The sequence below is a fragment of the Methylobacterium sp. NEAU K genome (assembly GCF_030700285.1).
Classification (GTDB): domain Bacteria; phylum Pseudomonadota; class Alphaproteobacteria; order Rhizobiales; family Beijerinckiaceae; genus Methylobacterium.
Genome location: NZ_JAUYZJ010000020.1, coordinates 14,703 through 37,591, shown reverse-complemented (window position 1 = coordinate 37,591; position 22,889 = coordinate 14,703). Strand labels below are relative to the sequence as shown.

Below are 22,889 nucleotides of genomic sequence, written 5' to 3'. Positions count from 1 at the left end.
ATCCACCAGCCGAGAGGAGCCCATGGCGACGATCCTGATCATCTACCTCGCGACGGCCTCGACCTCGACCGGCATGACGATGGCAACCGCGGAGTACGGCACGTCCGCGGCGTGCGAGGAAGCCGGCAGGCAGGCCGAGAAGCGCCTGGGCGGCTGGTACACGACCGTGCGCTGGTCCTGCTCGCCGAAGTTCGGGGACGGTCTGGGAGCGCCTCAGGCGCGTTAGAGCGAGGCAGGAGAACCGCCGGGATCACCGGCACGCGTGATGGTGCAGCGTATCCCTGGACGAGACCTGCCTGCGCCGGCGATGACCTGCCACGACGTCGAGCGGTGGCTGGTGGCTGCGTTCATGGCCTTCACCAGCTCGGGCATCTTCAGCGTCCGGCCGAACAGGCTGCAGCCGAACGATCCGGAGGAGATGCGGGCGACGTTTGATTGGGTCGTGTTCTCGGGCGAGGTCCTTGGGCGCGGCAGCGAGGAGCGGATCGCGCTGCTCACCTGGGCCCGGGCCACGGCGCGGCGGCGGATAAAGCGCCACCGGCGGCTCCGGCTGCTGCGGGACGTTCCCGGGGGCACCGTAACGGATTACTGCAACGAGGTCGGGATCTGGCGGCGCACCTTCGACCGGCGCCGGAAGCGCGCCTGCGAGCGGCTCGCGAACGCCTGGAACGAACGAAATTCCCGATAGCAGCGACCATGCTTTTATGATCACTGCTCGGGAGACTGGGCCTCGTCTCGCTGTTTATCGTCTTCAATTTTCTTGATCGTTCGATCGAGGATATTAAGAAATTTCGCGCTGTACCCGTCTCTGTAACCTTCGGCGGCCATTTCCTTGTGAAGCCACTTTCGAACATATTCGTAATGAGTCGTCGCTTCGCCCTCGAGAACGTACTCGCAGAATTTATCGTTTTCTGTTTGTAAATATTCATCCAGACTCCAGAAAACGATCGAAAGATAAGTATCGTATCTTGCTACTTCAACCTCATCTTTATCGTCATATCTTCCGACTGAAAATTTTGGGTTATTAAACGAAAGCAGCATATAATCCATGTATAAGCGCTTGGATGAAGATTCTTGTTCTAATTTTCTTGCATTTAGTTCTTGCTGACGAAGTTTTATAAATTCATTTCTGTCCTTTTCCTTCTCGTGAGACCACGTTCTCCATGCTACATAAACAGCAACAGACGTCACGGCGATCATTAATACATTGCCGATATCCAAAGCCAAACCGATAGGCCACGTAAATTCGGCTGGCCACAAGTGCAACTTATCGGTCGCTTGGCCATCCATTCGTATTCTCCGTTTTAAATCAATACAAAGAATCAACAGGATCCGAATGATAATATACGAACAGCTGCAATGCGCGATATATTGCCTGGATGACACATTTGGCTGGTATGGAGCAACGAAAGCAGTACAAGAACTCGCTTCGTTCGGAGACGGTGTGCCTATCGGAACTTCATCACGGAGCCGCAGAGAACGGGCTTGCGTGTGTCCAAAAACGGGACGCAGATAAGGTGTCGCGGATCGGCGCCGCACGCCGGCCAGCTTAAGGGGCAGTCTGTGACAGCGAACCGGACCAAGGCCGTTACCCTCGCCGGTTCGCCGGCCATCCACACCCACCAGCGCATCGCGAAGCCGGAACGGCGCCGGGATCCCCGAGGCGACCGATACGACCACAGCCTCGCCTTCGATCCGAGAAGCACCCTGTCGAAGCCTGCGCGCGGTAAGCGCGGCCCGGTCGAGACAGCTGCCGTGGCGGTCGACGATCCCTGGTCGGCCGGCAAGCGCACGATGGCCTCGGTCAACCGCCGGGTCGACGTGCTCGAGATGGAGCGCTCGCACGGGCGGCTCACGGTCTCGCAGTACGAGGTCGGACGCCAGGTCCAGGCGATCTTCGAGCGGGCGTCTGGTGCCCGGCTCGGCTCGATGGACTTCGGGGTCCGAGGCTCGAAGGACATGACCATCGCGCACGAGTTGTCGGTCATCTACGCGATCGACGACGCCCGGCTGGTGGCGAAGCTGAAGGACAAGGTGATCCGCGCCGTCGGCGCCCCCGGCGCCCGATTCCTCCACGAGGTGCTCACTGGCCGGCAGACCTTCGCGCAGTTCGCCGAGGCCCGCGGCAAGGGCGGCGACCGCGGCACGGCCTACATCGCGGAGCACTTCCGGATCCTGATGGAGAACCTCGACGAGGACTTCGCGGCCGAGGGCGTCGAGAACGTCCAGGAGCGGTTCTTCCAGGGCGAGAAGACCGGCGAGGAGACAGACGAGCGCGGGCGGGTCGTCCCGGGCGGCCAGGGGCAATACTGGGGCGCCGAGGAGGCCCGCTACGCTCCGCAGGCCAGGGCGGACGTGCAGCGGGCGGTTGCCGGGCGCGGTCGGGTGAGGGACATCGTGGCAGCGCGATACCGGGTGGGTGGGGAGAGCTGACAGCGTGTGTTCCGGCCATCTCGCGATCTGACCCCGATTGGGTATCGGCGCGTTAAGCGTCCTCGCATCCGGTACGAGCGGCTGAACCGCTTCGCTGCGGACCGGATGCTGTCTGCACGCACGGCCTCGGCGCACCGGTTCTGGAAGCAGGTGCTCGACTCGACGGTGACGGTCCAGGAGACGTGGGTGCGGGACGAGGCGTTCTACGCGGCCTGGCGACGACCGTACCGGCCGGACCCGTGACAGGGGCGGAGGGATGGACGAGCATGGACGCAGGGAGACGCCCATGCGCGAACTTTACGATCGGCTGATTCACGAGGGCGAAGCTGGCATTCTTCGCCTCATTGATGCGCGGATGCAGGAGGGCGTCCAGCTCGACTTCAAGCAGAAAGGCGATCCACGCCGGGGTTCGTTCGACGGCAACGATAAGAAGATCCTTGCCAAGGCGGTATCTGGGTTCGCGAACTCAGCCGGAGGCTTGCTGGTCTGGGGCGTGAACGCGGAGAAGGGCCACGACGGAGTTGATTGCGCTCAAGCGCCCGCCGCTCCAATAGCTCAAATCGAGCTGTTCTTGTCGGAGGCCACCACTCTGGTCGGCCAGCTGCTCCAACCGCGTCACGATGGCATCCATTTGCATGCGGTGCCTTCGGCGACAGCGGCTGGATCAGGCTACCTGCTGATGTACATCGAACGCTCAGAACGACGGCCTCATCGCTCCGAAGCGAGCGGGCAAAAACAATACTTTAAACGTGCCGGCGACAGCTTTTTCGAGATGGAGCATTACGATATTGAGGATGCTTTCAAGCGGGTTTCCGCCCCGAAGCTAAGTCTTGAGATTGAGTATCAAGGCTCCATGATGGACGGCAATGGCAGGCCTCTTGTAGGTATTATTGTTCTGTTTTTGCGGAACATTGCTAGTATAACTGCAAAGAGCCCGTATCTGATGATCGGGCGCCAATCCGGCGTGATGGGAGTACATCAAGCATTTTCCGGAAAACCGATCTATGAAGGTACATGGACTGTCTATTCTGGTTCGGTGTTGTCGGATATCCACCCCGGTCAGAGGCGAGCCGTCATGCGCGTCGAACTTAAGTTTGAATGGCCAAATACAGCCAATCCGAAGATTTGTACCGTCGAAAGTCAAGCTTGGTACATGGGTTTTGATTATAGATATGGCTGCGAGAACGTTGAGGCTTCGGAAGACCACCTCCAAATTGATTCCCGGGAGTTGGGGCGGCTCATGTCGACGCTGCCTGCAGATTGATTGCCTTGACCCGACGGGCAAAACCCGGCATTTCGTTCAAGTCGCGAGACGCACGCCCGGGGCTGAGAGGCCGCCGGGCGTTTGCATGTCTGGTGAGGCGCTGGGCAGGTGCGGTAATGGCTGGTTCGAGTCCGGTCGCGTCCGCAGTCTGGTTCGATCCCGGGACAGCGCCGCCATCCACTTCAACGAACCCGCTCAACAGCTTAGGCGTTGCCCTTCGAAACGGGGGTGGTGTTCCATGTCATGATCGGTCCCCAATGAGCGCCCACGCTATCGTCACCGCGATCGAAGAGGAGAGCCTCGCGCTCTGCCGCCTCCGCGCGACCGGGCGCCAGGACGTCGACCTTGCCGCGCGCGATCATCACTGCCGGCGCATCCGGTCGCTGATCCGCCAGCTGCGGCCGCTGATCGGCATCGTCGAGAAGCGCTCGTTCGGCATCCGCGGCGAGAGCACGAAGGGTGTGTCGTTCACCGTCGCCCGGCGCGCGCGGGCCAAACAAGCCCGCGCGGCTTAAGGGATCAGAAGGTACGGCAACCGGGCATCGGAGCGAGCGGTCCGCTCATCCGCTGGAAGGTGAACTGTCGGTCGGCGACGCCACTAATCTGGAAGTAGCCGGCAGCGCAAAGGTCAGTGAACAATCGGTCGTTCCGGCCCGTGTGGGTGATGACGGTGCCGATGGGCGCCGCAAGAGCCTGCTTCAGGGTCATGTTGATCTCCGTTCGAGTCCAAAAGCGCCCGCCTCTTCAGTCTGTGATCGAGCGACCAACGGCGCAAGACCGCTTCCGCTAACTTTTCTTGTCGGAAGTGATCCGCGGCCTCTCTGTCGGGCCGCTTATTCAACGCTGACCGCCATTTAGTTGGATCTGCGGTCTTCCGTTCAACTTAGGTTGGATCATGGATTCTCTGCCGGTGCCGGTCGCGCCGGCAGACCTGTCGCTCTCGCTCGACCGGGCGAAGGCCTACGCCAGCGCGTCCCGGTCGGACCGGACCCAGGCGGCCTACATCTCGGCGTTCCGCGTGTTCGTGAGCTGGGCCGCAGGGCAAGTCGACACGCTGCCGGCGAGCCCTACCACGGTGGCGATCTACGTCGCCCACCTCGCGGACAATGGCCGGAAGCCTGCTACCATCGACCTGCACGTGGCGGCGATCGCCGCGGCGCATCGGGCCGGCGGCTTTGACAACCCGGCCGCATCGGAGGCGGTGAAGGCCACGATCCGCGGCGCCCGCCGGGCGCTCGGAACCCGTCAGACCCGGAAGGCGCCGGTCACGGCCGAGACCCTCCGGAAGATGCTGCGCAAAATTCCGGACGGGCCGGCAGGCCTGCGGGACCGCGCGCTGATCCTGCTCGGCTTCGCCGCCGCGCTGCGCCGCTCCGAGCTGGTGGCACTCGACGTCGCCGACCTGGAGCGCGTGCCGGACGGCATCATCGTCCACGTCCGCCGCTCGAAGACGGACCAGGAGGGCGCGGGCCAGGAGATCGCCGTCCCGCGCGGCGCCAGGCTCAAGCCGTGCGAGGCGCTGGACGCTTGGCTGAAGGCGGCGGCCATCACGTCGGGCCCGGTGTTCCGGTCCGTCTGCAAAGGCGGCGCGGTCTCGGCCGAGCGCCTCACCGATCGATCCGTGGCGGACATCGTGAAGCGGCACGCCGCGGCGGCGGGCCTCGATGCCTCGCTGTTCTCGGGCCACTCGCTGCGGGCTGGCTTCGTCACCTCGGCGCTCGCCGCCGGGGCCGACGTCCTGAAGGTCATGCACGTCACCCGGCACACCGCGGTGACGACGCTCCAGAAATACGACCGGCGCGCCCGGGCGTTCGACGACCACGCTGGAAAGCGGTTCCTTTGACAGCACGCCCCGACTTCACCGCGGCCGACGCTGAGCGGGCGCTTCGCCATGCGCAGCGCGACCCGGCGGCCCAGGCCTACGGCGATCACCTGCGCCGCAAGGGCCAGCTGGGTGGCCCGGCCCGCCTGCCCGTCGAAACTCCGTACGACGAGGCCCGGGCCGGCGAGTTCGAGGTCCGCCGCTCCATGGCGATGTGGAACGCGCGGCCATGATGAAGCGCCTCCTGCTCCGGTGGCTGCTCGGCGCCAAGCCGGCCGAGCTGGAGCCGCTCGTCGTCCATCGCGGTGAGCGCGAGCTCTGTGCCGGCACTGCCTTCCTCGGCGCGCCGTCCACGCCAGTCGCGAAGCTCTCCTACGACGAGGCGCTGCGGTGCTTCGGCGTCCACCAAGGGAAGTGACTATGGGTGTTCTCGCCGTCGTCGGGGTCGTCCTCGGCACGCTCTTCGTGCTCGCCGCGCTAGCCGGTGGCGCCTTCTTCCTCGCGTACATCTACGCCGAGGGGTTCAAGCACTGATGGCCCGCGTCTGCGCCGCCATCCTGCTCGCCGGCATCGCCGCGGCAGCCCTGCGCCCGCGCCGTCGGCCGGTCGCCTACGTCTTCCCACTGTCGCGCACGGTGCACTGATGGGCGGCCTCGTCGGCATCCGGCACGTCGCCGGCATCCTTCTGGTGCTGGTCGCCGGCTGGGCCTGGGTCTGGGTGTTCGACCGTCCGGCGCATGCCGAGACCGTCGGCTACCGCATCGAGGTGCGCGCCTGCCGTGGCGCCGACTGCCGCCTGCTGCCGGTCTCGAAGCGCCGTTGGGTCGGGCAGTTCGCCTGTCAGGGTCACGCCGGCCTGATCGAACGCTTCGGTGATGCCCCGCGCGGCCGCACGCTGTCGGCGCGGTGCGTCGCTGTCGTGGGCCTGGCGGGCGCCTGATCGCACGCTGCTAACAGCATCCAAACAGCATGATCGGCACCCCTTTTCAGCCCGGCCAGTCCGGCAATCCGAGCGGCCGGCCAAAGGCCTCCGCGAAGGTGCGCGATCTCGCCCGCGCACACACCGAGGCTGCCCTGGAGGTTCTCGTTCAAATCGCGACAGCCGGCGAGAGCGAGGCGGCCCGCGTCGCAGCGGCGAACGCCATCCTCGACCGCGGTTACGGCAAGCCGACCCAGCCCATCGACGGCGACGGCGAGGGCGGGCCGATCCCGACCGGCATGACAGTGACCTTCATCCGGCCCGGGCAGACGCCCGATGCAGGTTGAGTTTCCGGAGAAGCTCGCCTTCCTGTTCGAGCCGGCGCGCTACAAGATCGCCTATGGCGGCCGCGGCGGCGCCAAGTCCTGGGGCTTCGGCCGTGCGCTCCTGATCCAGGGGGCACAGCGTCCGCTCCGGGTGCTCGCCGCGCGCGAGTTCCAGAACAGCATCGCGGAGTCGGCGCACGCGCTGTTCGCGCAGCAGATCGATCTCCTCGGCCTGCACGGCTTCTACGACGTCCAGGAGAAGCGGATCCTCGGCGCGAACGGCACCGAGTTCATCTTCAAGGGTCTCCGGCACAACGTCGCCTCGGTGAAGTCGACCGAAGGCGTCGACATCTGCTGGGTGGAAGAAGCCCGCACCGTCTCGAAGACCAGCTGGGACGTGCTGGTGCCGACCATCCGCAAGGAATGCTCGGAGATCTGGATCAGCTTCAACACGGAGCTGGAGGAGGACGAGACCTACCAGCGGTTCGTGAAGCACCCGCCGACCGGCGCGCGGGTCGTGAAAATCGGCTGGGAGGACAACCCCTGGTTCCCGGAGGTGCTCCGGCAGGAGGCGCTCGACCTGAAGGCGCGCGACCCCGTGGCCTACGAGACGGTCTGGGGCGGCCACTGCAAGCAGGTCCTCGACGGCGCGATCTACACTCACGAGATCCTGGCCGCGACGCGGGCCGGTCGCTTCGGCAAGGTGCCTCACGACCCGGTTAAGTCGGTGCACACGTTTTGGGATCTGGGCCGGGCCGACAAAACCAGCATCTGGTTCGCCCAGCTCGTCGGCTTCGAGTTCCGGCTGATCGACTTCTACGAGAACCGCGGTTTCGCGCTTCAGCACTACCTCGACGTGCTGACGGCCCGGAAGGCCGAGCGCGGCTTCGCGTACGGCGAGCACTGGTTGCCGCACGACGCGCGGAACGAGCTGCTCGCCTCCGAGCGGACGATCGAGCAGCAGATGTGGGCGGCCGGGCATCACGTCCGGATTACGCCGAAGCTGACCGTGGCGGCGGGCATCGACGCGGCGCGCCAGCTGTTCGCGCGGTGCTGGTTCGACGCGGATGCCTGCGCGGACGGCCTGCAGGCGCTGCGGAACTACCGCTATGACGTCGACCCGAACACGCAGGCCTTCTCGAAGAACCCACTGCACGACTGGGCGAGCCACGCGGCCGACGCCTTCCGCTACTTCGCCGTCGCAATCGCCGAGCCCCGGGCTGACGATCGGCCGGTCGACGCACCGAACGACCGCTACGCGCGCCGTCGCCGCCGCGAGCGCGACGAGAATTCTGAAGGCACCGGATGGGCGCAATGACCGACACCGATGCGTCGGACGAGGGTGCGCTCTCGCCAGACGAGGAGGCGCAGCTCGACCGCGAGGCGCTGCTGCGTAAGCTGAAGACCTGGTACCGCGCGGACCGGGACGCCTCGGCGACGTGGCGGCGCGAGGCGCGTGAGGACTTCGACTTCGTGGCAGGCCACCAGTGGTCGCCCGCCGACGAGGCCGTGCTGAAGGAGCAGGGCCGGCCGCCGATCACCTTCAACCGCATCCTGCCGGTCATCAAGGCGGTCGCCGGCTCCGAGGTGAACACCCGCCAGGACATCCAGTACCTGCCGCGTCAGATCGGTGACGCCGCACTGAACGAGGTACTCACGGAGGCCTCCCGCTACCTCGCCGACGAGGCTGACGCGGAGGACGAGGAGTCGGACGCGTTCGTGGATGCCGTGATCTGCGGCGTCGGCGTGATCGAGCAGCGGCTGGACTACGAGACCAACCCGGACGGCGACTATGTCGAGGACCGGGTGAACCCGCTGGAGTTCTTCTGGGACCACACCGCGACCAAGCGCGGGCTGTCGGACGCGCGGCGTGTGTTCCGGGCGAAGTCGATGGACCGGGCCGAGGCCGAGGGTCTGTTCCCGGATGCCGACCCGGCCGACCTCGATGCCGCCTGGGCGGAGGATCGCGACGGCGAGGAGCCGCACCGCGAGATCCTGCCCGGCGAGCACCGGATGGACCGCCCGGAGGCCTCGGACGGCGGCACGCAGCGCGTGACCATCGTCGAGTGCCAGTGGTGGGAGCGCGCCCGGGTCGCGATGGTGATCGACCCGCAGAAGGGTGAGCCGGTCGAGATGGATCCGGCCAAGGCGAAGGTCGCGGTCGAGCGCGCTGCGGCACTTGGCATGCCGCCGGTGCGGGTGTTCCACCAGATCAAGCGTGTCTACCGGCGCGCGTTCCTGGGCGCGGCCGTGCTGGAGGAGGGCCCGGCCCCGGCTGGCGATCGGATCTCGTACGCGGTGCTCACGGGCGACCGCGACCAGAACAAGGGCGCGTGGTTCGGGATCGTGCGCCCGATGCGCGATCCGCAGCGCTTCGCCAACAAGTGGCTCTCCCAGACGCTCGACATGCTCAACCGCCAAGCCAAGGGCGGTGTGTTCATGGAGACGAGCGCGGTCAAGGACACGCGCCAGTTCGAGGCGACCTACGCCAAGCCCGGCGCCGTGACGTGGCTGAACCCGGGCGCGCTGACCCAGGGCGGCATGAAGGAGAAGCCGCTGCCGCAGCTGCCGACCGGGCACTGGCAGCTGATGGAGTTCGCGATCACCTCCATCCGTGACTCCTCGGGCGTCAACATGGAGCTGCTCGGCCAGCAGCAGAACGACCAAGCCGGCGTGCTGGAGCACCAGCGCAAGCAGGCGGCCATGAACATCCTCGCCACGGTGTTCAACGCGCTGCGCCGGGCCCGCAAGCACATCGGGCGGGTGCGGCTCTACTTCATCCAGACCTACCTCTCGGACGGCCGCTTGGTGCGTGTGACGGGGCAGGCAGGCCAGCAGATGATCCCGCTCATCCGCGACCAAACCGCGGGCGACTTCGACGTGGTGATCGACGAGGCGCCTTCCTCGCCGAACCAGCAGCAGGTCGTCTGGGCGACCTTCGTGTCGGTGCTGCCGATCATCAAGGACATGATCACCCCGCAGGTCCTGCTCGAGGTGCTACCCTACTCGCCGTTCCCGGATTCCTTCGTCGCCAAGATGCGCGAGCTGCTCGCCCAGCAGAGCCAGGATCCGCAGGTGCAGCAGCAGAAGCAGATCGCCGTGCAGACGGCGATCACCAAGATAGAGGAGATGAGCGCGGGTGCGGCCCTGAAGCGGGCGCAGGCTGGCCACCAGCAGGCGCTTGGCACCTACGACCAGGTCGACACGATCGGCCGCGGTCTGGAGATTGCGCACGGTCACCATCGCGAGCTGCAGGCGCAGGGCCTCGCGCCGGCGCCGCAGCCGCAACAGCCTCAACCGCAGCCGACGCCGCTCGGGATGACACCGCCCCCGGGCGCGATGCCTGCGCTCCCGGCCCCTGCGGCCGGCCCCGAGCAGTACCCGGCCCGGCCCGGCTTCTGACCCCTTCCGCCCGCCGATGGCGCACGTCGGCTTCCGTCTCCATCACGTCACGAGGACAGCATGACCGACAACGATCTCGCCACCAGCGAGGGCGGTGAATCCTTCACTCCCGAAGAGCAGGCCGCCTTCGAGGCGTATGAGCGGGGCGAGGATGGTCCGTCCACGGCTGCGGCCGCCGTAGAGGCGCCCGACGGTGCTCCGGCCGGTGGTGAGGCTGCTGCGCCCGCTGGCGAGGCCGGTGAGGCTGCTGGTGAAGGTGCAGGCGCCGAGATCGACCCGAGCCTCCAGGCCCGCGACGAGAAGGGCAAGTTCGTCCCGCACGGTGCCTTCCACGAGGAGCGCGAGCGCCGGAAGGCCGTCGAGAAGGAGCTGACCGACCTCCGCGAGAAGTACGCTCGTGGCGACGAGCGCCTGCGCCTCCTGACTGAGGCCGCGCGCGCGCAGGCTCCCGCGGCCGCACAGCCGGCAGCAGAGCCGCCGAAGGTGCCGAACCCCGAGGAGGACATCTTCGGCTACGCGAAGCACCTGGAGGAGAAGCTCGCCAAGCTGGAGGGCACGGTCACGCAGGAGACCACCCGCCAGCGCCAGGAGCGTGAGGTGGCCGAGGTCGTCCGTGACTACCACGCCGACGTGAACCGCTTCGCCCAGGCCGAGCCGACCTTCGCGGACGCGTTCAAGTACGTGATCGAGACCCGCCGGGCCGAGTATGCCGCGATGGGCGTGCCCGAGGCTCAGATCCGGCAGGCGCTCGGCAACGACGAGCTTCAGATCGCGATCCAGGCCCGCCAGCAGGGCGTCTCCCCGGCCGAGCGCATCTTCGCGATCGCCAAGGCCCGCGGGTTCGCCCCGAAGGCTCCGGAGCCGCCCGCTGCGCCGGCTGCACCCGTCGAGAGCGCGGCGCAGAAGGCCGAGCGCGTCGCCGCTGGCCAGGCGGGCCCGGGCAAGTCGCTCTCAGCCGCTGGTGGTGCGCCGGCCGGCGAGGTGACCTTCGAGACGCTGATGAACATGAGCGAGGCGGAGTTCGAGGCCTTCGCGCTGAAGAATCCGCGCAAGCTCGACAAGCTGATGGGCGCCGAGGGCTGATCCGACGCGGCGCGCGGGTCCGCTCGCGCGCCGCGCCTTTCCAGTTGACCCGACGGCCGAAAGGCCGGATATCGCCAATGTCGCGTGACGTGCGGGCCCGATAGCCCCGTCTCGCACATCCCCCAGTTTCCGACCGGCCTCGCGCCGCACCCTACCTCCGGGCGGGGCGCTTTCGCGTGTCCGGTCGTACGCCTGATCGGACGTCACCCGATCCGCCCGGCCGCGTCACAGCCTTCGCTCGCGCCACGTCACGGCGCCCGTCCGACCACCGTCCCCAACGGTCACCTGGGGCCCGGCTTCCGTCCGCGCGGCGACGACACGGCCCGCACGCACCCCTCCCCACGGAATCCAGCCCTTAGAGGCACACCATGTCCTTCACCGGTTTCGGGATCGGCGATCCCATGGCCGTCAAGACCTGGAGCAAGAAGCTCGCGGTCGAGGCCAACAAGTCCATCGACATCGACCCGCTCGTCGGCAAGACCGATGGTTCCATCATCCAGGAGAAGACCGAGCTCAAGAAGGGCAACGGCGACACCGTCACCTTCGGCCTGCGCATGCAGCTGCACGGCGATGGCTTCACCTCCGACGACGTCGCCGAGGGCAACGGCGAGCAGCTCGGCACCAACTCCGACAAGGTGACGATCGACGAGCTCGGCCACGTGGTCGGCGTGAAGTCGGACAACTCGATCGACGCGCAGCGCGTGCCGTTCGACCTGCGCGAGCAGGCCCGCTCCGGCATCGCCGACTGGTTCCAGACCCGGCGCGCGAAGATCTTCTTCAACCACATGTGCGGCTACACCCCGGTGATGCAGCTGTCGGGCAAGGCCGCCCGGAAGTACAGCGGCAACAACACCGTCACCGCCCCGTCCGTCGGACGCATCTACCGCCCGAATGGCAAGACCAGCGACGCCTCGCTCGGCACCGGCGATATCTTCACCCTCAGCGTCATCGACGCCGCGGTGGAACTCGCCAAGACCGGCGGCGCTGCGGGCAAGGTGATGATCCGCCCCGTCGTCGTGAACGGCGAGAAGGTCTACGTGATGTACCTGCATTCCACGCAGGTCACGTCGCTGCGGACCAACACCAACGCCGGCCAGTGGCTTGACATCCAGAAGGCCGCGATGATGGGCGGCGAGGTCACCAAGAACCCGATCTATTCGGGCGCGCTCGGCAAGTACAACGGCGTCGTGCTGCGCGAGGCCCAGGACGTCACGCAGGGCGTCTCGGCCGACGGCACCACGGCGGTCCCGAACACCCGCCGCGCGGTGCTGCTCGGCGCCCAGGCCGCGACCCTGGCCTACGGCAAGGCGGGCGGCGAGAACCGCTACCGCTGGAACGAGGAACTCCTGGACCACAAGCGGAACCTCGAGGTCTCCGCCTGGGCGATCTGGGGTCTGAAGAAGACGACCTTCAACGGCGACGACTTCGGGGTGATCACCGTCCCGACCTACGCCGCGCCGGTCGGCTGATCCCTCATCGCTGATCCAGCCTGATGGCTGACCCGGGCCGGAGCCCCGTGCTCCGGCCCGTCCTCGCCCTTTCCCTGATCTGCCTGAACAGGAGGTCCTCGTGACCACCAACGTCCCCCCCGTGTTCCCGCCGGTTCGCGAGTATCGCGAGCAGGACTCGCACTACGTCCGCATGACGGTCACCTTCGCCAACGGCGCCTTCATCCTGCCGGCCTCGCTGCCGGCCGGTGCGCTGATCTCCTCGCTCCTGGTCCTCGTCGAAGCCGCCTTCACGGCTGGCGCCTCGCTGGTGCTCGGCACGACTCTCGGCGGTAGCGATCTCGCCGCCGCCGGTGACACCGCCGTCACCGCGGCGGGCGTGAAGCGCATCGACACCGCGACGCTGAAGGGCCGGCTCCCCGCCGACACGCCGATCTACGGCACGATCGCGGGCGGTCCGGTCGCAGGCGTGGCCACGATCGTGTTCCACTACTGCCCCAACAACGACGGCTGATGCTGGCCGCGTACTGGGTGCTGCATGCGGGCGCTGCGGCGCTCGTCGAAGCACCTGCACCGGCTCCGGCCCCCGCGCCGGAGCCGGCTTCTCCTCCACCCGACCGCAAGCCCGAGCTCGCGCCTGCTGCGCCTCGGAAGCCCACGCGCCGCTCGAAAGGCCGTCGATGATCCAGCACCGGTTCCGGCGCCTGGTTAGCGCCGCCATTCTCGCGCTCGCGCCGTCGCTGGTGCTCGCGCAATCCGCGCTCCAGCAGCCGAATGTCGGCGGCGGCGGGACCCCTGCTGAACCGATCTCGGCGGCCGTCACCAAGCTCTACCAGAACGACCTCTTCCTCCAGAACCTGGTCACCGGTCGCTTCAGCGCGCTCGGTGCCGCCGCTCTGCTGAACGTCGGCACGATCACGGGTACGGTCGCCGACGGCGGCGCGCTCGCGGCTGAGATCCTGCGGGCCCAGACGGCCGAGCAGGCCGAGGCTAGCCGGGCCCAAGCGGCAGAGCAGGCGAACACCGCCAGCATCGCGACGAATGCCACCGCGATCTCGGCTGAGACGAGCCGCGCGCAGGGCGTGGAGGTTCTGAAGGCTCCCATCGCCTCGCCGACTTTCACCGGCATCCCGACGGCGCCCACTGCTTCGGCGGGCACCGGCACCAACCAGATCGCCACCACGCAGTTCGTCGCCACGGCAGTTGCCGCGGGCGGTGGTAGCGGAGGTGGGACCGGCGGTGTCCCGACCTCGCGCCAGATCCTCACGGGCGGTCTCGCGACCGGCGGCGGTGACCTCACGGCAGATCGTACCGTCACGGTCCCGAAAGCCGCGCAAAGTGACGTCGCGACGGGTACGGACGACGCCAAGGCGCTGACCTCCTACAGCGTGGCGGCGGCGCTCGGCGCCAAGGCGGCGCTGGCCTCGCCCGCGCTCGTCGGCACGCCCACGGCTCCGACCGCAACGGCCGGCACGAACACGACCCAGATCGCGACCACGGGCTTTGTGACCGGCGCACTGGGCTCGTACCCCACGACGTCCTCGGTCTCGTCGACCTACGCGCCCCTCGCCTCGCCGCCCCTGACCGGCACTCCGACGGCGCCGACCCAGGCCGCAAACGACAACAGCACGAAGCTCGCGACCACGGCCTACGCCGATCGCGTGGCGTCTGGTTCGGCGATGGGGCAGGTCCGACTGTCCTTCAGCAGCGCGTCGGCGCTACTGGTGAAGCCGCTCAACGGCAACCTGATCAACATCAACGGCACCTATCAGACGGTGCCCTCGGCTGGGGTCACCTGCTCGAACAGCGGCCTGACCGCCGGGACCCTCTATTACGCATACCTCTACGTCAGTGGTGGCTCGCTGACCTGCGAGATGGTCACGACCGGCCATGCCACGAGTGCGACCACGGGCATCGAGATCAAGTCGGGCGATGGCACCCGCACACTGGTCGGCATGGCCTACACGGCGCCGGGGACTCCGGGCACGTTCGCCGATAGCCCAACCCAGCGCTACACCGCCTCGTGGTTCAATCAGCGCGAGTTTGTCGCCGCAACTCTGACGAACAAGGCTTCCACGACGTCATCCACCTACGTCGCGCTGAGCCAGACGCTCGGGGCTTTGACCTGGGGGCTGGAGCCGGTCACGGCGCGCATTACCGGAAACTTGAACAATAGCAGCAACGGCACCGTGTATACCATGAACTACGTGGACGGCACCGCGAGCGGGTCCGAGTCGCAGATCGGTGTCACCAGTTCGTTTGTGGGCTCTCCATCGTCTGAATACGTCGGAACCCTGTCAGAGGGACTGCATACGTTCGTGGTCGAGGGCTCGACGAACAATGGGACGGTGTATTTCAACGTTCAGCAGTCCGTGAAGACGCGGCTCTGAGCTGTTTCCGCCCCTCTCTCCCCCCATCCTCTGATCCGAGCGCGGAGAGCAGCATGGCTCGATGCTACGTCTTCCCGACGCAGGCCGACGCGCAGGCGTGTGTGGATGGCATCAATGCGCGGGCTCGGACCGTCTATGCCGCGCAGGGCTATGCGGTCGACAGCACCGGCGCAATCACCGGAAAGCGCGCCAGCGATGGCGTGTTGCTGCCGAACGCGGCCAAGACGCTGACATGGGACATGCCGCGTCAGCGCCTGGACGGGAATTGGGTGGTTCGCCACTGCGAAGCGGTGCCCGGCAACAGCTTCGTGGTCGACGCCACCAAAACGCCGCCCGTGACCGTCGCAGACTTCGTCGCACAGGACATCGCCGCGACCGTGGCCGTCGAGGTCGAAGACGCCTCGTGGTGGCCGGCGCCGCCGACACTTAAGGCGATCGTCTAATGGCAACGCGCCCTTGGGTCCCGACAGACCTGACCAGCGTCACGCTCGAAGGCTGGTACTATCTGAAGGACGTCAACGGCGTCCAGGCGAACGGATCCCAGGTCACCCAGGCGGCCGGGATTGTCAGCCAGTGGTCGGATGCCTCCGGCAAGGCCCGGCACCTCCTGCAGGCGACTGCTGGCAATCAGCCGTCCTATCTCGCAACTGGCCTCGACGGCACGCGCCCGTCGATCACCAACACGGCGAATTACCAAGGCTTCCGCACCAACGCGGGCATGGCTTACCCGTCCGGTAAGCCGATCAACGCGCACGCGATCTTCAAGTGCTCGGGCACCCATAACCGCCTCGTTTCGTTCAATACGGTCGGCAACCCTGATTACAATCAGGGCGGCATCATACCGATCTTCGGTAACGGCGATGCTGCTCCGGCCAGTTATTATTGGCAAAATTTTAATATATCGAACACGGCGGCGCGCGCCGACAACGTCGTCCAGTTGTATGAGGGATACGCGCTCAGCAGCACGTCGAGCGTAGCGGCGACTAACGGCACCCTAGCAACGTCCAATGGCGGCTCGATCACGACGAGCTTCGCTGGTCTGTCCATGGACCGAATGGGCGTGCTGTCGAACTCGTACTCCGGTAACAACGAGGGCTCGATCGGAGCCCTGTTTGAGGTCGTCGTCACCGCCGGTATCCTCACCACGTCGGAGCTCCAGAAGCTCGAAGGCTATCTGGCTTGGAATGGCGGCACGCAGGCGTCGCTGCCGACCGGACACCCATATTACGCCTCGGCCCCGACCGTCTCGACGGGGGGCAGCCAGACGGCAACCCTGGCGGCGAACGAAACCGCCGACACAGCCGCGGTCGCCGCGACCGACAAGACTACCGGAACCCTGGCCGGAAACGAGGCGAGCGACACCGCGGCCGTCGCAGGCTCGACCGTAACCTCCGGAGCCGTCGCCGGCTCCGAGCAGGCCGACACGGCTGTTGTCTCGGCCTCCACCCAGACCACTGGCACCCTTTCCGGGTCCGAGCAGTCGGACACCGCCTCGATCGCAGCCTCTCAGGGCGGTGGCGCGACCCTCGCGGCGACAGAACAGCCGGACACGGCAGCTGTCACGACCTCGACCCAGGGGGCGGCCGCCCTGGCCGGGAATGAAGCCGCCGACACGGCTGCAATCGCGGCGTCTGATGCAACCTCCAGCGCTCTGGCTGGCGCTGAGGTGGCCGACGCGGCCGCAGCATCGGCGGCGTCCCAGACGACTGCCGCGCTCGCGAGCAACGAGCAGACAGATACGGCCTCAGGCGCGGGCTCGACCGCGACGTCCAGTGCTCTGTCCGGGACGGAGCCGGCCGACACCGCCTCCGGCTCGGCCACGAGCGCCACCAAGGGAGCCCTGGCCGGCAACGAGGTGCCGGATACCGCGTCCGTTACGGCCGCGACGACCACGCTCGCCTCGCTGGCCAGTGCAGAGCAGGCCGATACGGCCGCCGTGGCCGCGTCGAGCGTGACGTCTGCGAACCTCGCGGCCGCCGAACAGCCGGACATGACGGTTGGGGCGGCCTCGACGAGGACGTTCGGAGCGTTGACGGCGAGCGAGCCGCTCGACACAGCCGCAATCGCGGGACAGCAGGGCTCAAACTACCTCGCAGCGATCGAAAGCCCGGATACGGCCTCCGGGACGGCGTCGACCCAGACCAGCGGCGCCCTGTCGGGTAGCGAGGCAGCCGATGCGCCGGCGGTCTCGGCGACCTCTGCCGTCACAGCGGTGCTCGCAGCGCCGGAGGGGCAGGATACCGCTTCTGGTGCCGCTGCCACGCGTACGACGGCATCGCTCGGCGCCACGGAGCCGGCAGATACGGTTTCGGCGGTCGGCGGGATCATCCCGCAGGCGAGCCTCTCGGCATCAGAAAGCCTCGACACGGCGGCCCTCGCCGCAGTCAACGGTCTGCCGCCGACGGCCGTCCTCTCGGCTTCCGAGGCCGGTGACGGCGCCACCATCGTCGCCCTTCAGATCCCGCGTCCGGACGTCGTCCTGCGGGCACAGCGCAACACCCCGATCCAGCTCTCCGCGAGCCAGATCATGCCCGCGCGGCTGGCTGCCCGCCGAAGCGCCCCCACCCGGCTCACTGCCTCCCGAGCCGCCTAACCGGAGACCCCCGATGTTGACCTTCCTCCACCGGCGCCTCACCGCCGGGCTGCTGGCGCTCGCCCTGATCGCCGGACTGGCTCCCCTGGCCAGTGCTGCACCGAACTACATCACCGCCGCGAAGACCCAGCGTCTTCAGGTCATCGCCGACACGATTAAGGGCCTGACCTACGCGGCCTCCACCGGCACCGCCTCGGCGCCGTCCCTCGTGATCGGGTCCTCGTCCTTCGTGACGACGCAGGGGACGACCGGCGTCACCTCGTCCACCACCGGTGTTTGCGCGATCATCCCACTCCCGGTGGCGGGCATCTCGGTCTCGGGCACGCAGCTCTCGCTGGAATCCTCGGCCCAGAGCGCGAACCCGGTGGCGAGCTGCACGGCGGCCAATGCCGCTGTGATCACCAACGCGGGTGTGATCGCCATCGGCAGCCTGACCGTCGGAACGAGCAGCGCCGACATCGTCGTGAACACCACCACCGTGGCGACGGGCGTGCCGTTCACGGTGAACTCGGCTGTGATCAACCACCCGTAGGGCGATCGCCATGGCCTCGTCTTCGGCGCCTGCGAGCGGCCTCGCTTTCCCTGTCGGGGATCCGCAGGTTGTCGAGATCCCCTACACGGGCTTCGACGGCCAGGGGAACGTCGTCGACGTCGACCTCAGCGGCGGCTACACCGCGATCGTCCAGTTCGGCACCTTCAATCCTGACGGCACGCGCGGGCCTGTTTTCGCCACGTGGTCGACGGCGCTCGGCACGCTGCAAATCGTGGTCGTGAGCGGCGCATCGAGCCTGCTGTTCACGATCCAGGCGGCCGACACGGCAGGTCAGCGGCCGGGCGTGTATTGGGTCCAGGTCCAGATCCTGAAGCCCGGCGGCGCGATCGACGGCAGCGCGGACTATCTCCTGACGCTCCTGCCGGTGGCGGGAGCTGGCGCATCAGGCGCCGGCTTCCTCTTTCCCGACTCCACCGCACAGGTGAAGTCGGCTTTCGCCGCGGCCGTCGACAACCCTCGCATCCTGGCGGACGGGACCTCCGAGGACGACGGCTCGCCGACCCTCGGGCGCATGGTCGCTAACATCATGGACGAACTGGATCGTCCTGACCTGGAGGGTGCGATCCGCAACGCCTGCCGCAGCGCGATTGGCTTCTGGCAGCGAGAGCGGTTCGCGTTCAACGACGGCGTGCTGTCCTTCGTGACCGTGCCGGGACAGGCCGGCTACGGCGGCGCTTACCTCGCCGGGCAGAACGTCATGCTGGCCATCGACACCGCGGTGGCGATCGACGCCAGCGACACGACCTGGATGCTCCGGAACGTGCCGCTCGCGAGCCTCGAGGCGCTGGGCGATCAGAACCAGTCCGGACAGCCGGCCTACTTCGCCAAGTTCTCGGAGGGCTACCGTCTCTTCCCGATCCCGGATGTCGTCTACACGATCCGCTTCACCGGCCATGTGCGGCTCGGTGCGCCTGCAACCGATGCGGACACCAACGCCTGGGTCGACGAGGCCTATGACCTGATCGCGTCCTACGCGAAGCGCTACCTCGCGCTTCACCGCCTCAAGGACCCGGCGCTGAAGGCGGCCATGGACACGGCGGTCTCCGAGGCGTCGACCTCGCTCAAGGGTCTGGCCACCACGATGGCCGGTACCGGCGTCGTCCAGGCCTACGACCTGTGAAGATCCCTTTCGGCGCCTGGGCGCCCGACGTCGCCTCGAACGACGCCACGGTCTCGGCCGTCGCGCGCAACGTGTTCCCGCGGCCTGACGGCTATGGCCCGGTGCCCTCGCCGAACCCAGTCACGCAACCGCTGCCGGAGGCCTGCCGCGGCTCGATCTCGGTTCAGGCGCCGAACGGCTCCTGGGTGGCGTTCGCGGGCACCGCGACGAAGCTCTACCGGCTGAACGCGGCCACGAACGCCTGGGACGACGTCTCCGGCCCGTCCTCGTACCTGCTACCGGAGGGCGATTACTGGTCCTTCGCGCTCTACGGCACGCGCCTGTTCGCGGTGCATCTCGGCGCGGCGCCACAGGTGATCGACATCGCGGTCGGCACCGCTTTCGCCGACCTAGTGGCGGCCGATCCGACCAACCCGCCGCCCCGGGCCCGCTTCGCCGCGGTCATGAACGAGTTCCTCGTGCTCGGCTCTCTGGCCTCCGATCCTACGGCGATCGACTGGTCTGCCCTCGGCGATCCGACCTACTGGACGTCCGGAGTGCAGGACTCGGACATTCAGATCTTCCCTGACGGCGGCCACGTCACCGGCCTAGTCGGAATGGATAACAGCCTGATCGTCTTTCAGGATCGCGCGATCCAGCAGATGGTCTTCAGCCCGGGTTCGAGCCAGATCTTCCAGCGCTCGAAGCTAGAGGACGACCGCGGTGCGGTGGCGCCTTGGGCGGTCCAGAAGATCGGACCGACCATCTTCTTCCTCGACCGGGACGGCGCCTACGCCTTCGCGGCCGGAACCACGGTTCCGATCGGCAAGAACCGCGTGAACGGCTGGATCCAGTCGCTCCGGGATCCGACCTATGCGCACACCGCCGTCGCCGTCGGTGATCCGACCGGCAGCCGCGTGCTGTTCGCGATGAAGAGCACGCGGGTTTCGGACCCGACGCTGCTCGACCTCGTGCTGGTCTACGACTCCGTGCAGGATCGCTGGACACAGCTTGATATCGCGCTGCGCTACTTCCTGCGCGCCGAGACGGCGCCGGTGAGCATCGACTCGATCAGCGAGGACATCGACAACGGCAATGCGCCCTACGACTTCGCGGACGGGCTCTCGCTCGACTCCGCGCTGTTCTCGGGCGGCAACCCGCTGATCGGCATCTGGGGCACGGACAATCGGCTCGCGCTCCTCGAAGGGCCGAGCATGGCGGCCACAATCTGCACGCCCGACGCGCAGCTATCGCGCCCGAACCGGACCTACGCGCGTGGCGTGCGGGTCGACACGGATGCGGACACCTGGACGGCTCAGGTCGGCACCCGCGAGAGCCTTGGGGCATCGACGCTGGTCCGGTGGCGGTCACCGAGCGGCCCGAACCGCGAGCGTTTCGCCCCCTGCCACGCCTCGGGCCGGTATCACCGCGTGCAGGTAGCCATCCCGGCCGGCGATCCCTGGACCTACGCGACCGCTGTCGAGCCCGACGCCGTGCCGGAGGGCCGGGCATGAACATCCCACCGCGCGGCAACGCCCTCAGCCAAGCGAACCTCGACAAGCACGGGGACGCGATCCGCGATCTCGCAACTGGCGGTACGAACGCAAGCGGCGATGTCACCCTCGTGGCGAACGCCACCAGCACGCCCGTCACCGACAAGCTGTGCACGACCGACACCATGGTGGTGCTTTCGCCTCGCAGCGCCAGCGCGGCCGCGGCGCCGGTCTTCGTGCGCTCGACGGGCAACGGCACCTTCACGCTCGGCCACGACGCCTCCGCCGCGACCGACCGCGCCTTCCACTACGAGCTCCGGCGCCGATGATCCTCACGCCCGTACCTGCCGACCAGGTCGAGGTGGTCTGGGCGGTCGCAGCCCCGTGGCTGGCGCGCGTCTGCGCCCGGCGGGAATCCGACCTCACGCTCGATGGCCTGCGCGCGATGTGCTGCGCGGGCCAGGGACAGCTCGTCCTGATCGGCCCGGCCGATGGCGCGCCCGTCGCGGCCGGCGTCACGCAGGTGCGGGAGCACGCGGACCGGACGCGCTCCTGCTGGGTGCTCGCGGTCGGTGGCGCCGGGGCTCGGGCGTGGCGGGACACCCTCGCCCTGATCGAGGCCGGCGCGCGCCGCCTCGGCTGCGCCTCCGTTGAGTTCGCGGGCCGCTCCGGCTGGGTCGGGCTGTTGCCCGATTACGCCGCTCACACCCATTTCTCGAAGAGGCTCTGATGGGCGCGTCCACGCAGACCACCAACTCGCAACAGAACACGACGCAGCAGCCGTGGACGCCGGCGATCCCGGGTCTGCAGCAGGTGCTCGGCGACGCGACGAGCCTCTACGATAGCGGGACCGGCGACGGCGTCTATTCGGGCCAGCGCGTCGCACAGCTGAACGGCCAGAGCCTGACCGGGCTCCAGATGGCCCAGGACCAGGCCTCGTCCGACAATGCGGGTGCGCTCGGCACCAGCTACCTGCAGAACATCCTCGGGTCGGGCGGGATCTCGCCCACGACCGCGCAGGGTCTTTCGATGCTCTCGGCCGTGCCGAACGTCGACACGTCGGCGCTCTCAGGGCTTGCCAGCAGCATCGGCAGCGCCTCGAACCCGATCAACCAGACCGCCAAAAGCTTCATGTCCGGGGCGCAGAACCTCGACACGATCCCGCAGCTCGACCAGCTCTACGCGAAATCGCAGGCGCCCTCGGAGGCCGAGACCAACCTCTCGGGCATGGCGGCCGGCCAGGATCTGGATCCGACCAAGAACGCGATCTTCCAGAACCTGGTCAACACCTCATCCGCCAACGCGCTCCAGGCACAGAAAGAGGCGTTCGCGGCCTCGGGGCGGTACGGGTCGGGCGCGTTCGCGGGCGCGGCCAACAAGGCGGTCAACGATACCGACACCGCCTTGTATGCGGGGCAGTACAACCAGAACGTGGCCAACCAGCTCTCGGCCAACTCGCAGATCGATGCGGCGCGGCAGGCGGCTTCGCAGCTCGGGCTCGGCATCACGAACGCGAAGAGCGGGGTGGAGAGCACGAACAACAACCAGCTGCTCGCGGGTGCGCAGCTCGGCCAGGGTCAGCAGGCGGCGGAAGCCGGGGTGCTCGGCCAAGTGCTCGGCGGCGACGAGTTCAACTCGAACCTCGGAGTGACGAAGGCGCAGGGCTTCATCGGCGCCGGCCAGACCGGGCAGGCGCAGGCGCTGTCCGCGGCCTCCGCGCTGCCGGCACTCGACGCGCTCCGGTACACACCAAGCCAGATCGAGAGCAACGTCGGCTCTGTCCTGCAAAACCAAGATCAGAACAACATCAACGCCGCGATGGATTACTACAACCAGACGCAACAGGAGCCCTGGAGCTATCTCGGTCAATACGCCGGGCTCTTGGGCGGCATTGGCGGGATGGGCTCCGAGGGCACCTCCATCGGCCATTCCACGACCCAGACGCAGCAGAGCATGGGCTCGACGCTGCTCGGCGGCCTCACCAGCATCGGTGGCCTCGCGGCCAACCTCGGGAAGGCAACGCCCTTCCTGTCGATGCTCGGCCTCTGATCGCGGGAGGATCCG

General features: G+C 67.5%; 27 protein-coding genes. 25 read left to right on the top strand and 2 right to left on the bottom strand.

Translation table 11 applies throughout. The features are described from left to right. Positions 1-22: 22 nt before the first annotated feature. Entirely contained in the window at positions 23-226 is a 204-nt protein-coding gene (locus tag Q8W67_RS16655; protein WP_305547500.1) for a hypothetical protein, read from the top strand. 39 nt (positions 227-265) lie between these two features. Further along, positions 266-688, top strand: coding sequence for a hypothetical protein (locus tag Q8W67_RS16650; RefSeq protein ID WP_305547636.1), 423 nt, complete (start codon positions 266-268; stop codon positions 686-688). 20 nt (positions 689-708) lie between these two features. Here the strand turns inward: Q8W67_RS16650 and Q8W67_RS16645 are convergent, their stop codons facing one another. Further along, positions 709-1,290: a hypothetical protein gene (locus Q8W67_RS16645; protein ID WP_305547498.1), complete on the bottom strand. Its 582-nt coding sequence runs from the start codon at positions 1,288-1,290 to the stop codon at positions 709-711. A 273-nt stretch (positions 1,291-1,563) separates the two neighbouring features. Between Q8W67_RS16645 and Q8W67_RS16640 the strand changes: the two genes are divergently transcribed. The 4 genes from Q8W67_RS16640 to Q8W67_RS16625 all read left to right on the top strand — a co-directional run bounded on the left by Q8W67_RS16640 (position 1,564) and on the right by Q8W67_RS16625 (position 4,212). After that, the gene (locus Q8W67_RS16640; RefSeq protein ID WP_305547496.1) at positions 1,564-2,433 is read left to right on the top strand and encodes a hypothetical protein; all 870 of its coding nucleotides are present in this window, start codon (positions 1,564-1,566) and stop codon (positions 2,431-2,433) included. A gap of 105 nt (positions 2,434-2,538) precedes the next feature. Continuing rightward, positions 2,539-2,676: a hypothetical protein gene (locus tag Q8W67_RS16635; RefSeq protein WP_305547494.1), complete on the top strand. Its 138-nt coding sequence runs from the start codon at positions 2,539-2,541 to the stop codon at positions 2,674-2,676. Positions 2,677-2,719: 43 nt separating this feature from the next. Beyond that, complete coding sequence (locus tag Q8W67_RS16630; protein WP_305547492.1) at positions 2,720-3,697, top strand: helix-turn-helix domain-containing protein; 978 nt, start codon at positions 2,720-2,722, stop codon at positions 3,695-3,697. A 257-nt stretch (positions 3,698-3,954) separates the two neighbouring features. After that, complete coding sequence (locus Q8W67_RS16625; protein WP_305547490.1) at positions 3,955-4,212, top strand: hypothetical protein; 258 nt, start codon at positions 3,955-3,957, stop codon at positions 4,210-4,212. Positions 4,213-4,216: 4 nt separating this feature from the next. On the opposite strand, the gene Q8W67_RS16620 is transcribed toward Q8W67_RS16625, so the two are convergent. Continuing rightward, the gene (locus Q8W67_RS16620) at positions 4,217-4,405 is read right to left on the bottom strand and encodes a hypothetical protein (protein WP_305547488.1); all 189 of its coding nucleotides are present in this window, start codon (positions 4,403-4,405) and stop codon (positions 4,217-4,219) included. Between the two features lie 187 nt (positions 4,406-4,592). Between Q8W67_RS16620 and Q8W67_RS16615 the strand changes: the two genes are divergently transcribed. From Q8W67_RS16615 to Q8W67_RS16525, 19 genes are all read left to right on the top strand, one after another. Beyond that, entirely contained in the window at positions 4,593-5,540 is a 948-nt protein-coding gene (locus Q8W67_RS16615) for a site-specific integrase (RefSeq protein ID WP_305547486.1), read from the top strand. Continuing rightward, on the top strand, positions 5,537-5,752 hold the full coding sequence (locus Q8W67_RS16610) for a hypothetical protein (RefSeq protein WP_305547484.1): 216 nt from the start codon (positions 5,537-5,539) through the stop codon (positions 5,750-5,752). The genes Q8W67_RS16615 and Q8W67_RS16610 overlap by 4 nt, the downstream gene beginning before the upstream one ends. Next, positions 5,749-5,937: a hypothetical protein gene (locus tag Q8W67_RS16605; RefSeq protein ID WP_305547482.1), complete on the top strand. Its 189-nt coding sequence runs from the start codon at positions 5,749-5,751 to the stop codon at positions 5,935-5,937. Before Q8W67_RS16610 ends, Q8W67_RS16605 begins: the two co-directional genes overlap by 4 nt. 225 nt (positions 5,938-6,162) lie before the next feature. Further along, on the top strand, positions 6,163-6,459 hold the full coding sequence (locus Q8W67_RS16600; protein ID WP_305547480.1) for a hypothetical protein: 297 nt from the start codon (positions 6,163-6,165) through the stop codon (positions 6,457-6,459). 29 nt (positions 6,460-6,488) lie between these two features. Next, on the top strand, positions 6,489-6,785 hold the full coding sequence (locus Q8W67_RS16595) for a DUF5681 domain-containing protein (protein ID WP_305547478.1): 297 nt from the start codon (positions 6,489-6,491) through the stop codon (positions 6,783-6,785). Continuing rightward, complete coding sequence (locus Q8W67_RS16590) at positions 6,775-8,082, top strand: PBSX family phage terminase large subunit (RefSeq protein WP_305547476.1); 1,308 nt, start codon at positions 6,775-6,777, stop codon at positions 8,080-8,082. The genes Q8W67_RS16595 and Q8W67_RS16590 overlap by 11 nt, the downstream gene beginning before the upstream one ends. Beyond that, positions 8,079-10,166: a portal protein gene (locus tag Q8W67_RS16585; protein WP_305547474.1), complete on the top strand. Its 2,088-nt coding sequence runs from the start codon at positions 8,079-8,081 to the stop codon at positions 10,164-10,166. The genes Q8W67_RS16590 and Q8W67_RS16585 overlap by 4 nt, the downstream gene beginning before the upstream one ends. Positions 10,167-10,226: 60 nt before the next feature. Continuing rightward, positions 10,227-11,249, top strand: coding sequence for a hypothetical protein (locus Q8W67_RS16580; protein WP_305547472.1), 1,023 nt, complete (start codon positions 10,227-10,229; stop codon positions 11,247-11,249). A gap of 368 nt (positions 11,250-11,617) precedes the next feature. Then, a complete protein-coding gene (locus tag Q8W67_RS16575) occupies positions 11,618-12,718 on the top strand; it encodes a N4-gp56 family major capsid protein (RefSeq protein ID WP_305547470.1) in 1,101 nt (366 codons plus the stop codon). Between the two features lie 100 nt (positions 12,719-12,818). Next, entirely contained in the window at positions 12,819-13,211 is a 393-nt protein-coding gene (locus Q8W67_RS16570; RefSeq protein WP_305547468.1) for a hypothetical protein, read from the top strand. Between the two features lie 166 nt (positions 13,212-13,377). Further along, positions 13,378-15,087, top strand: coding sequence for a hypothetical protein (locus Q8W67_RS16565; RefSeq protein ID WP_305547466.1), 1,710 nt, complete (start codon positions 13,378-13,380; stop codon positions 15,085-15,087). Positions 15,088-15,140: 53 nt separating this feature from the next. After that, a complete protein-coding gene (locus Q8W67_RS16560) occupies positions 15,141-15,530 on the top strand; it encodes a hypothetical protein (protein ID WP_305547464.1) in 390 nt (129 codons plus the stop codon). Further along, positions 15,530-17,680 (top strand): hypothetical protein, encoded by a 2,151-nt coding sequence (locus Q8W67_RS16555; protein ID WP_305547462.1) that lies wholly within the window; start codon positions 15,530-15,532, stop codon positions 17,678-17,680. The genes Q8W67_RS16560 and Q8W67_RS16555 overlap by 1 nt, the downstream gene beginning before the upstream one ends. 13 nt (positions 17,681-17,693) lie before the next feature. Then, the gene (locus Q8W67_RS16550; protein ID WP_305547454.1) at positions 17,694-18,212 is read left to right on the top strand and encodes a hypothetical protein; all 519 of its coding nucleotides are present in this window, start codon (positions 17,694-17,696) and stop codon (positions 18,210-18,212) included. Between the two features lie 10 nt (positions 18,213-18,222). Beyond that, positions 18,223-19,353: a hypothetical protein gene (locus Q8W67_RS16545; RefSeq protein WP_305547452.1), complete on the top strand. Its 1,131-nt coding sequence runs from the start codon at positions 18,223-18,225 to the stop codon at positions 19,351-19,353. Then, positions 19,350-20,846 carry a hypothetical protein gene (locus Q8W67_RS16540; protein WP_305547450.1) on the top strand — a complete coding sequence of 499 codons (1,497 nt, stop codon included), beginning with the start codon at positions 19,350-19,352 and terminating at the stop codon, positions 20,844-20,846. The genes Q8W67_RS16545 and Q8W67_RS16540 overlap by 4 nt, the downstream gene beginning before the upstream one ends. After that, on the top strand, positions 20,843-21,154 hold the full coding sequence (locus tag Q8W67_RS16535; RefSeq protein ID WP_305547448.1) for a hypothetical protein: 312 nt from the start codon (positions 20,843-20,845) through the stop codon (positions 21,152-21,154). Before Q8W67_RS16540 ends, Q8W67_RS16535 begins: the two co-directional genes overlap by 4 nt. After that, entirely contained in the window at positions 21,151-21,555 is a 405-nt protein-coding gene (locus Q8W67_RS16530; RefSeq protein ID WP_305547446.1) for a hypothetical protein, read from the top strand. Before Q8W67_RS16535 ends, Q8W67_RS16530 begins: the two co-directional genes overlap by 4 nt. Continuing rightward, positions 21,555-22,874 carry a hypothetical protein gene (locus Q8W67_RS16525; protein WP_305547444.1) on the top strand — a complete coding sequence of 440 codons (1,320 nt, stop codon included), beginning with the start codon at positions 21,555-21,557 and terminating at the stop codon, positions 22,872-22,874. Before Q8W67_RS16530 ends, Q8W67_RS16525 begins: the two co-directional genes overlap by 1 nt. Positions 22,875-22,889: the final 15 nt, after the last annotated feature.

What these genes read in the sequence shown, in the direction of transcription:
- Q8W67_RS16565 (WP_305547466.1), top strand. Translation starts at nt 13,378, where the DNA reads ATGATCCAGCACCGGTTCCGGCGCCTGGTTAGCGCCGCCATTCTCGCG.
- Q8W67_RS16585 (WP_305547474.1), top strand. Translation starts at nt 8,079, where the DNA reads ATGACCGACACCGATGCGTCGGACGAGGGTGCGCTCTCGCCAGACGAG.
- Q8W67_RS16630 (WP_305547492.1), top strand. Translation starts at nt 2,720, where the DNA reads ATGCGCGAACTTTACGATCGGCTGATTCACGAGGGCGAAGCTGGCATT.
- Q8W67_RS16595 (WP_305547478.1), top strand. Translation starts at nt 6,489, where the DNA reads ATGATCGGCACCCCTTTTCAGCCCGGCCAGTCCGGCAATCCGAGCGGC.
- Q8W67_RS16580 (WP_305547472.1), top strand. Translation starts at nt 10,227, where the DNA reads ATGACCGACAACGATCTCGCCACCAGCGAGGGCGGTGAATCCTTCACT.
- Q8W67_RS16655 (WP_305547500.1), top strand. Translation starts at nt 23, where the DNA reads ATGGCGACGATCCTGATCATCTACCTCGCGACGGCCTCGACCTCGACC.
- Q8W67_RS16600 (WP_305547480.1), top strand. Translation starts at nt 6,163, where the DNA reads ATGGGCGGCCTCGTCGGCATCCGGCACGTCGCCGGCATCCTTCTGGTG.
- Q8W67_RS16530 (WP_305547446.1), top strand. Translation starts at nt 21,151, where the DNA reads ATGATCCTCACGCCCGTACCTGCCGACCAGGTCGAGGTGGTCTGGGCG.
- Q8W67_RS16615 (WP_305547486.1), top strand. Translation starts at nt 4,593, where the DNA reads ATGGATTCTCTGCCGGTGCCGGTCGCGCCGGCAGACCTGTCGCTCTCG.
- Q8W67_RS16635 (WP_305547494.1), top strand. Translation starts at nt 2,539, where the DNA reads ATGCTGTCTGCACGCACGGCCTCGGCGCACCGGTTCTGGAAGCAGGTG.
- Q8W67_RS16555 (WP_305547462.1), top strand. Translation starts at nt 15,530, where the DNA reads ATGGCAACGCGCCCTTGGGTCCCGACAGACCTGACCAGCGTCACGCTC.
- Q8W67_RS16605 (WP_305547482.1), top strand. Translation starts at nt 5,749, where the DNA reads ATGATGAAGCGCCTCCTGCTCCGGTGGCTGCTCGGCGCCAAGCCGGCC.
- Q8W67_RS16525 (WP_305547444.1), top strand. Translation starts at nt 21,555, where the DNA reads ATGGGCGCGTCCACGCAGACCACCAACTCGCAACAGAACACGACGCAG.
- Q8W67_RS16550 (WP_305547454.1), top strand. Translation starts at nt 17,694, where the DNA reads ATGTTGACCTTCCTCCACCGGCGCCTCACCGCCGGGCTGCTGGCGCTC.
- Q8W67_RS16535 (WP_305547448.1), top strand. Translation starts at nt 20,843, where the DNA reads ATGAACATCCCACCGCGCGGCAACGCCCTCAGCCAAGCGAACCTCGAC.
- Q8W67_RS16650 (WP_305547636.1), top strand. Translation starts at nt 266, where the DNA reads ATGGTGCAGCGTATCCCTGGACGAGACCTGCCTGCGCCGGCGATGACC.
- Q8W67_RS16620 (WP_305547488.1), bottom strand. Translation starts at nt 4,405, where the DNA reads ATGACCCTGAAGCAGGCTCTTGCGGCGCCCATCGGCACCGTCATCACC.
- Q8W67_RS16575 (WP_305547470.1), top strand. Translation starts at nt 11,618, where the DNA reads ATGTCCTTCACCGGTTTCGGGATCGGCGATCCCATGGCCGTCAAGACC.
- Q8W67_RS16625 (WP_305547490.1), top strand. Translation starts at nt 3,955, where the DNA reads ATGAGCGCCCACGCTATCGTCACCGCGATCGAAGAGGAGAGCCTCGCG.
- Q8W67_RS16645 (WP_305547498.1), bottom strand. Translation starts at nt 1,290, where the DNA reads ATGGATGGCCAAGCGACCGATAAGTTGCACTTGTGGCCAGCCGAATTT.
- Q8W67_RS16560 (WP_305547464.1), top strand. Translation starts at nt 15,141, where the DNA reads ATGGCTCGATGCTACGTCTTCCCGACGCAGGCCGACGCGCAGGCGTGT.
- Q8W67_RS16590 (WP_305547476.1), top strand. Translation starts at nt 6,775, where the DNA reads ATGCAGGTTGAGTTTCCGGAGAAGCTCGCCTTCCTGTTCGAGCCGGCG.
- Q8W67_RS16545 (WP_305547452.1), top strand. Translation starts at nt 18,223, where the DNA reads ATGGCCTCGTCTTCGGCGCCTGCGAGCGGCCTCGCTTTCCCTGTCGGG.